The sequence below is a fragment of the uncultured Nostoc sp. genome (assembly GCF_964245575.1).
Lineage (GTDB): Bacteria > Cyanobacteriota > Cyanobacteriia > Cyanobacteriales > Nostocaceae > Nostoc.
Genome location: NZ_CAXTNP010000160.1, coordinates 1 through 6,274, shown reverse-complemented (window position 1 = coordinate 6,274; position 6,274 = coordinate 1). Strand labels below are relative to the sequence as shown.

Here is a 6,274-nt window from a genome sequence, read left to right as displayed (position 1 = left end):
ACTGGAACCACGACCTATGCTGGTGAAGGGCCTATCGGTTTCCGATCGAGCCAAATCTAAAAAGGCGATCGTGCTATATCGGTTCTCGGTTAAGTGAGGTACAAGAACCCCACCCCCAACCCCCTGCCCACTGTTTCGTGGGCAGGGGGCTTTTGTAACTTGTATGATTAAGAAACGCTATAATAACGCCAAATAATATAGTTCCTCCCTAGCTTTAACTATGGGGTAACTCAGCACTCAGCACTCCTGAAGCTAAATCTAATTTTTCTCGAACTATTCCCTCATCTCTAAAGCCGACCAGTACAGTTGTTCCATCTTTGACGAAAAGTGGACGTTTGAGCAGCATTGCGTCGTGAGTGAATGCATCAACCCACTGTTCATCAGCCCAAGTCTTCTTTTCATCTCCTAAAGCGCGGTAAGATTGACCGGAGGTGTTTCGCATGGGAGCAAAACCCAAAGACTTTACCCAGTTTTGAATCATCTCACGAGTCGGCGGAGTATCTTTAGTGTTGATAAACTCATGGTCAATATTGTTGTGTTGGAGCCATGTCAAAGCTTTTTTGCAAGTACTGCAATTGGGAATTCCGTAGACTTGAATAGACATAAAACAATTAAGCAACAATCTTCATATATGACATAGTAGGTGGAACTTCTGCCACCAATGCTCTGGTCGTAGAATATCTACGACAGAAATTTAAGGGTAGCGATCGCTTTTAGTAATCGGTAATTCCAAGTATGGAACTCGTCGATCCATGATTCGAGGGTTCTGAAATACCAAGGAGTAGTTTTACTAACACTTTCATCCATAAAAAATATGAGCGATGCCTTTAGGCGACTTGCACCCTTCATCCAAGAATATATTTATCATCACCAGTGGACTGAATTGCGGCCAGTTCAAATTGCCGCTTGTCAAGTTATATTTGACACTGATGCTCATTTGCTAGTTACTGCTGCAACTGCTGCGGGTAAAACAGAAGCAGCCTTTCTACCAGTTTTGACTCTATTACATGCTAACCCTGCTGCAACTATAGGGGCATTATATATTAGTCCCATCAAAGCTTTAATTAATGATCAATTTGAGCGTCTCAACGACTTACTCAAAGAAGCAGATATTCCAGTTTGGCGCTGGCATGGTGATGTTTCTCAAAGTCGAAAAAACAAGCTTTTAAAGAATCCTCAAGGCATTCTCCAAATTACCCCAGAATCTCTAGAAAGTTTGTTAATCAACAAAAATAACGACCTCCTTCACTTATTTGGTGATTTAAGATTTGTGATCATTGATGAAATTCATGCCTTTATGGGTTCAGAACGCGGTTGTCAAATTATTTGCCAATTACAACGTTTAGCACAGTTGACACAAAAACAACCGCGCCGTATTGGTTTATCGGCGACTTTAGGTGATTACTCAACAGCTGAAAATTGGTTGCGTTCTGGAACAGAGAAGCCAGTAATTACACCGCAAATTGACGGGATAAAACGCCAAATAAAACTAGCTGTAGAACATTTTTATATTACTGATAAAGTAGATGAATCAGAGGCGACGGCTTATGAACAATATATTTTCAACCTCAGCAAATCTCATAAATGCCTGATATTTGCTAATAATCGCACGCAAACTGAATCTGTAATCGCATCTTTGCGACAAATTGCCACAGAACAAAGGCTACCAGATATATATCATGTGCATCATGGGAGTATATCTGCTAGCTTGCGGCAAGCAGCTGAAAATGCGATGCGTGAACCCAACAATCCAGCAGTTACCGCCGCCACTCTGACTTTAGAATTAGGCATAGATATCGGTCATTTAGAGCGAGTTATTCAGCTAGAATCACCCTTGTCTGTAGCTAGTTTTTTACAACGCTTAGGACGTAGTGGCAGAAGAGGTGAAGCTGCCGATATGCGCTTAATTTGCGCTGAAGAGAAACCATTACTAGAAGCTTCTCTACCAGAGCAAATACCCTGGCAACTTTTGCAGTCTATTGCTATCATTCAACTTTATTTAGAGGAGCAATGGATTGAACCAATCAGACCGATTAAATATCCTTTAAGTTTGCTTTATCACCAAACAATGAGTATTTTAACAGCAGCAGGGGAAATTTCACCTAATGCCTTAGCTAAACAAATTTTTAATCTGCCGCCCTTTGCTGCTATTTCCAAAGAGGATTTCCAACTATTGCTACGCTATTTAATTGATATTGGTCATATTCAGCATACTGAGCAAGGTAAATTAATCCTGGGTTTGGTAGGAGAAAAGGTTGTCAGAAAATTCCAGTTTTATGCAGTCTTTGCTGAACAGCAAGAATATATTGTTAAGCAAGGTGCAACACAAATTGGCAGTATCATCACGCCGCCTGCTGTTGGTAATCAATTTGCTTTAGCTGGGAGAACTTGGGAAGTCGTAGAAATTGACTTTAAAAAGAAAACTATTTTTGTTAAACAAGCCGAGGGTAAAGCTAGTATTTATTGGCGTGGTGGTAGTGGTACTATTCATACCAAGGTTTTGCAACGAATGCAACAGGTTCTCTTGGAGAATGTCGAGTACAGCTACTTGCAAAAAAATGCTTTGCAACGTTTATGTAAAGTTCGTCAATTGGTGCAGCAGGTGGGATTAGATAAACAAAATATCTTGCAATTAGAAAAAGGTAAATGCTGCATTTTTCCCTGGATGGGTACAGTTGCTTACCGCACCTTAGAAAGATTACTCAACTCCTACTGTCGAGAATCATTAGAAATTACAAGTATTGGCGGAGTAAATCCCTATTATTTAACGATTAAATTAGGCAAAGATAAATTTAAATATCTTTATCGTGAAATTGCTTCATTGTGTGAGCAAACAATTACCTCAGAATATTTACTTAGTACTTCAGAAGCACCGGAAATTCAAAAGTATGACCAATTTGTTCCTCATTCACTTTTACGAAAAGCTTTTGCTAGCGATTATTTAGATATGAGAGAACTCAAACAGCAAGTGGCACTTTGGAGAGGATAAAACATAGCACAATAGTTTAATTAACTGAAAATTGTTGTAATTTCTAAAAATCATAAGTAGGTAATCCAGTAACATCAGTTTGGAGAGCAAACAAATCACCAGAGTAAAAGCTTTTTTCGATATCTGCTTGGCTGAGTCCAACTGAAGCAGTGGTAATATAAAGTGTTTGCAAATCTTCGCCCCCAAAAGTACAGCTAGTTGGCAATTGCACAGGTAGCTTTATCCGCAATATCTCTTCACCCTTAGGATTGAAACGAATTACACACCATCCATCCCACATAGCTGACCAAATATGTCCTTCACTGTCTATTGTCAACCCATCTGGGTAGAAAGATTCATGAGTTAAATCAACAAAAATACGGCGATTACTAATATTTCCTGTTACTGAGTTAAAGTCATAAGCATATATCTTTTGCTGCGGAGAATCCGCTAAGTAAAACGTCTTTTGTTCGGGACTCCAGCCCAGACCATTAGAAATAGTCAATCCGGTTTCCATTACATGCAATGAACCATCATTATCATAGCGATAGAGGCTAGCATGGGGTTGTTCTAAAGAACACATTGAGCCAAACCAAAAACGTCCTTGAGGGTCGCATTTTCCATCATTGAGACGGTTATCTAGTAGATTTCCTTCAATTTCCAAAATGGGGGTAACTACACCTGTCTGGGTGTTGAGGAATGCCAGGTGATGACGCAGTAACATAATTAATCTATCTGTGCCTGCTGTTGCGATCGCACCAACGACATCTCCCACATCAAAAAAGCTGTTTTTCCCCGTCTCTGGATGAAACTGATGCACCCGATGGTTATAAATATCGACCCAGTACAGTAGGCTTTTGGTAGAGTCCCAGATGGGGCCTTCACCCAAGCGGGCCCTGGCTCCTAGAACATTGTGGAGCGGATATTGTCCCATAAGCAGTTAATTTAAATATTAAATCTTCAAAATTATATACCTAAATGGTTGCTTTCATTAGGTAAAACATTTGCGACACATTTACAACACTTCTTCCTTTTTATTCAAGTTCAGGGTTTGTATACCATTTCCGAATTCCTGTTTCAGTAAAAACTAAAGACGCGATAAATTGCATCTTTCCCAGGTAGAAGAAAAAATATTTTCTTTTGACTCTGGTCAAACCTTTATCGCGATCCGTTAACTTAAAATTAGTCGGTCAGGATTCCCCTTATGTACCAAACAGACCCGCCGCGCCCTCCAAAAGAAACCCTACCCACCATGTACGATCTTCCCAGTGAATACCCGGAGGACTCTGGTTTGCCTGACGAATTTCACCTTTTTCAACCCCAACTTCTGCGCGAAACCTTCTGTCCACCTAACTATCCACCAGAGGAGGTATTTGTTGCCACTGACCTAAACCTTTACTATGACCTCCGGCATACACTGTGGTATAAACGCCCAGACTGGTTTTGCCGTGGGAGTTTCGCATCTCTACGAACAGCAAAACTTGCGTCTGAGTTATGTTATCTGGCAAGAAGGGGTTGCTCCTTTTGTAGTGGTAGAATTACTTTCTCCTGGCACTGAAAAAGAAGATTTAGGACAAACTCTGCAAGAGATTAACCAACCACCGACTAAATGGGAAGTTTATGAGCGGATTTTGCGAGTTCCTTACTACATTGTGTTTAACCGCTACACAGACAAACTCCAAGCATTCCAATTAGTTGCAGATAGTTACAGCGAATTGGACTTGACTACCCCACGGGTGTGGATGCTGGGTTTGGAACTGGGCTTAGGACTTTGGCTAAGGGCCTTACTAACGAATTGAGCGATTGTGGCTACGTTCGTATGATGCATCTGGGAATTGGCTTCCCACGCCGCTAGAACGAGAAAGTCAACGTGCTAACAGATTAGCAGCACAACTGCGAGAGTTAGGTGTTAATCCTGATGAGTTGTGAAGGTGCGATCGCATCAGTAGGGGCACACAGCGATGCGCCCCTAAACATCTTTACTCACCGAATTTTAGATTTTAGATTTTAAATAATGGAATTGAAGATTCAAAATTTCAAATCTAAATGGGTTTGAGAGCAAGCGAATTCAAATGCGAGAATAAATCTAAAATCCAAAATCCAAAATCCAAAATTTTTAATTGAAGCCCCTGCATTCATACATGGAGTCAATCTAAAATCCAAAATCGTTCGACTCAGGGTTCGCGAGTGCGTCTGGTAGAGAAGCCGAAGTCCAAAATCCAAAATTGACTCACAACGCTTGTAAAATCTCCTCATCTACAGAGAAATCAACATCAGCTTTATCTTTTGCATTAGCTAAATAGTCATTTTCAAGAGAATCTTGTAATCCAGAAATTAAATCATATTCAGGATGCCAGTTTAATTCTGTTTGTGCTTTGTTCACCGAAGCAAAGAAATGCTGCACTCGCATCGGAAAAGCTTTGCGCTTGCCGAAATCAAACTTTTTCGGGTCGTAATGGACGATTTTGACCGCATCGGGTGATTTGCCAGCCGCTACAGCACTAGCACGGGCTAAACCATCAAAAGTGACAAAGCGATCGCCAGAGATATTATAAATCTGTCCTATGGCTTGTTTATTACCCAAAACCTTAGCCATTGCTAGTGCCAAGTCTTTTACATGACCTAACTGGGTGATATGCAAGCCATTTCCGGGGATAGGAATGGGGCGATCGCGCACAATTCTGTCAAAAAACCAGCTTTCCAACTCATTATAATTACTAGGGCCGTAAATATAAGTAGGACGAATAGAGGTAAAGGGCAATCCCAATTGAGTCAAATAAGCTTCTGTTTCATGTTTACCCTTGTGGCGACTTTTAGGATCTACTGCATCGCCTTCTACATGGGGCAATTGGTCAGATTTGAGATATACGCCCGCAGAACTCATATAAACAAAATGTTGCACTCGGTCTTGAAAAATCTCTGCTAGTGGTTGAGTATCAGTAAGTTCCCGCCCGTTATTATCAAAAATGACATCAAAGTTTTCTTGTGATAACTTTGCCTTTAATTGAGTTGCATCAGTGCGATCGCCTATAATTTGTCCTACTCCCTGTAAAGAAGGTGCTGGCCGATTTCCCCGATTGAACAGCATCACCTCATGTCCTTGTTCCACTAGTAGTTGAGTCAAATAGACACCAATGAACCGAGTACCACCCATAATTAGAATTCGCATAAATTCACCATTTCTATATCAGTTGTCGTCAAGGGAGTAGGGAGTAGGGAGTGGAGAGTAGGGGAAAAGCATGGGAGGCAGGGGAGGCTGACGTTGCAGGGGAAAAATAACTATTGGTATTCCCCATTCCCCACTCC

The 6,274-nt window shown here is 41.0% G+C and carries 4 protein-coding genes and 1 pseudogene; 2 read left to right on the top strand and 3 right to left on the bottom strand.

Annotation, left to right across the window (positions count from 1 at the left end; translation table 11 throughout):
- Positions 1-214: 214 nt before the first annotated feature.
- Positions 215-604 (bottom strand): Spx/MgsR family RNA polymerase-binding regulatory protein, encoded by a 390-nt coding sequence (locus ACFFAP_RS23205; RefSeq protein WP_375513434.1) that lies wholly within the window; start codon positions 602-604, stop codon positions 215-217.
- 210 nt (positions 605-814) lie between these two features.
- Here ACFFAP_RS23205 and ACFFAP_RS23200 point away from each other — a divergent pair, with 210 nt between their 5' ends.
- Positions 815-2,989 carry a DEAD/DEAH box helicase gene (locus tag ACFFAP_RS23200; RefSeq protein ID WP_375513433.1) on the top strand — a complete coding sequence of 725 codons (2,175 nt, stop codon included), beginning with the start codon at positions 815-817 and terminating at the stop codon, positions 2,987-2,989.
- A gap of 43 nt (positions 2,990-3,032) precedes the next feature.
- Here ACFFAP_RS23200 and ACFFAP_RS23195 read toward each other — a convergent pair whose 3' ends face one another.
- Complete coding sequence (locus ACFFAP_RS23195; protein ID WP_375513432.1) at positions 3,033-3,902, bottom strand: SMP-30/gluconolactonase/LRE family protein; 870 nt, start codon at positions 3,900-3,902, stop codon at positions 3,033-3,035.
- A 270-nt stretch (positions 3,903-4,172) separates the two neighbouring features.
- Here ACFFAP_RS23195 and ACFFAP_RS23190 point away from each other — a divergent pair.
- Positions 4,173-4,897: pseudogene (locus ACFFAP_RS23190) on the top strand (Uma2 family endonuclease).
- 301 nt (positions 4,898-5,198) lie between these two features.
- On the opposite strand, the gene ACFFAP_RS23185 reads toward ACFFAP_RS23190, so the two are convergent.
- Positions 5,199-6,137, bottom strand: coding sequence for an NAD-dependent epimerase/dehydratase family protein (locus ACFFAP_RS23185; RefSeq protein ID WP_375513431.1), 939 nt, complete (start codon positions 6,135-6,137; stop codon positions 5,199-5,201).
- Positions 6,138-6,274 lie beyond the last annotated feature (137 nt).